A 3,018-nucleotide genomic window follows, 5' to 3' on the forward strand; every position below is an offset into this window, starting at 1 on the left:
CACCAGCGTCGTCTTCCCGGAACCCGAGTGGCCCACCAGCACCACGTTGCGAACTCTGCCGGGGTCGGTCACCACCGGCGCTGTTGCGCCGGCGACCCCCTTTTCCGAAGTCTTCTGCGCCATGGAGACGCACCTCCGTTTCACGGGTGTTACGACGCTATTGTGAGATCCCACACCCCCCGGTGTCCGTGTGGCAACCCCTCGTAGCCACCCGGCAGTGATGGAACGCGGGTCGATGACGCGGGCCGAGCTCACGGATAGGGTGGTGTCCGCCATGGCAAAGATCTTCAGCAACACCGGCCGAGCCGTCCTCGGGCATGTCGTCGACCCGATCGCGCGATCCCTGCTGCGCCTCGGCGTGACGCCGAACATGGTCACCGTCGCGGGCACGGTCGGTGTCGTGCTCGGCTCGATCATCCTCGGTGCCCGCGGCTACCTGGTCGCCGGGGCGCTCGTCGTGACGTTCTTCGCACTCACCGACATGCTCGACGGCACGATGGCCCGGATGCGCCCGAGCGGGTCGAAATTCGGCGCGCTGCTCGACTCGTCGATGGACCGGATCGCCGACGGCGCCGTGTTCGGCGCGGTCATCTTCTACCTTTACGGCCAGGACAACCCGTACAACGGGATCGTCGCGGGCCTCATCTCGCTCGGCGCGGGACAGGTCGTCTCGTACGTGAAGGCCCGCGCCCAGAGCCTCGGCCTGAACGGCGACGTGGGCATCGCCGAGCGGCTCGAGCGGCTGATCATGGTCGGCATCGGCGGCATCGTCAGCGGGCTGGGTGCGGATTGGGGCCTGCCGGCGGCGCTGTGGTTCCTCGCCGTGCTGAGCGTGATCACGATCTTCCAGCGGCTGATCCACGCGGCCCGCTCCGAGAAGGTGCCCGCGGAGTGAAGGACCGTCTGACGGAGCTCGGGTACTCGGCCGGCTGGCGGGTGGTGCGTGCCCTGCCGCTGCCGGTGGCCCGGCGGATCTTCACCGCCGCCGCGGACCGGGCGTACAAGGCGAACGGGCCCGGCACCCAGCGGCTGCGGCGCAACCTGCGGCAGGTCGTCGGCGACGACATGCCGGACACGCTGGTCCGCGACGGGCTGCGCTCGTACGCGCGGTACTGGCTCGAGGCGTTCCGGCTGCCCTCGCAGTCGGTGCAGCAGAACCGCGACGGCTTCCACCTGGTGCAGGCCGAGGAGTTCCACAAGGTCCTGGCCGACGGCAACGGCGTGATCCTCGCGCTGCCGCACGTCGGCAACTGGGACGCGGCCGCCGCCTGGGCCGTGGCACACGGGCATCGGCTGATCACGGTCGCCGAGCGGCTCAAGCCGGAGAGCGTCTTCCGGCGGTTCGTGGAGTACCGCGAGAGGCTCGGCATGGAGGTGGTTCCGCTCACCGGCGGTGAGCGGCCACCGATCGACGTGCTCGCGGAGAAGGCGGGCCAGGGGTACGCGGTGGCGCTGCTCTCCGACCGTGACCTGTCCCGCAACGGCGTGGAGGTGCGGTTCTTCGGCGGGCGTACCCGGATGCCGGCCGGTCCCGCCATCCTCGCCCTGCGCACGAACGCGCCGCTCTACGCGGTCGACATCTGGTTCACCGCCGACCGTGCGGAGTGCGAGATCCGCCGCATCGAGCTGCCCGCCCAGGAGGAGGGCCCGCTCGACGTGCGGGTCAAGCTGGTCACTCAGCGTCTCGCGGACGCCTACGAGATCGGCATCGCACGGCACCCGCAGGATTGGCACATGCTGCAGAAGCTGTGGTTGTGAGGGCCGGGACGTGCGCATCGGGATCGTCTCGCCGTATTCGTTCGACGTGCCCGGCGGCGTCCAGAACCACATCATGGACCTCGCCGAGGCGCTGATCGGGCTGGGTCACGAGGTCAGCGTGCTGGCGCCGGCCGACGAGAAGGCCGACCTCCCGCCGTACGTGGTGTCGGCCGGGCGCGCGATGCCGTTCCCGTACAACGGCTCGGTGGCCCGGATCGCGTTCGGGCCGGTGTCCACCGCCCGGGTGCGGCGCTGGATCTCCCGCGGCCGGTTCGACGTGCTGCACGTGCACGAACCGTGGGCCATGAGCCTGTCGATGCTGGCGGTGCTCTCCGCCCGCGGCGCGGTGGTGGCCACCTTCCACACCGCGATGACGCGCTCGCGGGCGCTCGCCGCGGCGGGTGGCATGTTGCAGGTGGTGGTGGAGAAGATCACCGCGCGCATCGCGGTCAGTGAGCTCGCTCGCAAGGTCCAGGTCGAGCACCTCGGCGGCGGCGCCGTGGAGATCCCGAACGGCGTCGCGGTCGCCAAGTTCGCGACCGCCGAGCCCTTCCCGGGCCGGCCGGGCGAGGGTGGCACGCTGGGCTTCCTGGGCCGCTTCACCGAGTCGCGCAAGGGCTTCCCGATCCTGCGCGACGCGTTCGTCCGGCTCGCCCGCGAGCGCCCGGCGCTGCGGCTGCTGATCGCCGGGCCCGGCGACCGCGACGACCTGTACGAACACTTCCCGGCCGAGCTGCACCCGCGGATCGAGTTCCTGGGCCTGGTGTCCGAGGCGGACAAGGCCCGGCTGTTACGCAGCGTCGATGTCTACGTCGCGCCGAACACGGGCGGTGAGTCCTTCGGGATGATCCTCACCGAGGCGATGGCGGCCGGCGCGGCGATCGCGGCGAGCGACCTCGACGCCTTCCGCCGGGTGCTCGACGGCGGCCGGGCCGGGGCCCTCTTCCCGACCGGCGACGCGGCCGCGCTGAGCGTGCTGCTCGGCGAATTACTGGACGATCCGGACCGGCGGCGGGACCTCGCGACGCACGCGGCCGAGGCGGTGGCGGCCTTCGACTGGCCGAGCGTAGCCAGGCGCGTACTCGAGGTGTACGAGACGGCGATCGAGGCCACCGACGGACGCGTGCTGGACGAGGAGTGGGCGGAACCACTCCCCGGCACGTGACTCTCCGACACCAGCGGGCACTACCATTCCCGCATGCGAGTAGTGCTGGGTGTCGTCGCGGTGGCGGCCGTGCTGTTCGCGTACCTGTGGTGGAC

At 71.1% G+C, this 3,018-nt stretch carries 3 protein-coding genes; all 3 read left to right on the forward strand.

All coding sequences use genetic code 11. From position 1 onward, the window contains the following. The first annotated feature begins 274 nt into the window (after window positions 1–274). From pgsA to AB0M20_RS35120, 3 genes are read left to right on the forward strand one after another with little or no spacing between them, the layout of a single operon-like run. Complete coding sequence (gene pgsA, locus AB0M20_RS35110) at window positions 275–895, forward strand: phosphatidylinositol phosphate synthase (protein ID WP_364304768.1); 621 nt, start codon at window positions 275–277, stop codon at window positions 893–895. Further along, window positions 892–1,758 (forward strand): phosphatidylinositol mannoside acyltransferase, encoded by an 867-nt coding sequence (locus AB0M20_RS35115; RefSeq protein ID WP_364304770.1) that lies wholly within the window; start codon window positions 892–894, stop codon window positions 1,756–1,758. The genes pgsA and AB0M20_RS35115 overlap by 4 nt, the downstream gene beginning before the upstream one ends. Window positions 1,759–1,768: 10 nt before the next feature. Then, window positions 1,769–2,923 carry a glycosyltransferase family 4 protein gene (locus tag AB0M20_RS35120; RefSeq protein WP_364304772.1) on the forward strand — a complete coding sequence of 385 codons (1,155 nt, stop codon included), beginning with the start codon at window positions 1,769–1,771 and terminating at the stop codon, window positions 2,921–2,923. The last annotated feature ends 95 nt before the right edge of the window (window positions 2,924–3,018 follow it).

It is taken from the genome of Actinoplanes sp. NPDC051633 (assembly GCF_040681735.1).
In the GTDB taxonomy this organism is placed as follows: domain Bacteria; phylum Actinomycetota; class Actinomycetes; order Mycobacteriales; family Micromonosporaceae; genus Actinoplanes.

Bases quoted from the DNA above. Each gene is read 5' to 3' on its own strand.
- pgsA (WP_364304768.1), top strand. From the start codon at position 275: ATGGCAAAGATCTTCAGCAACACCGGCCGAGCCGTCCTCGGGCATGTC.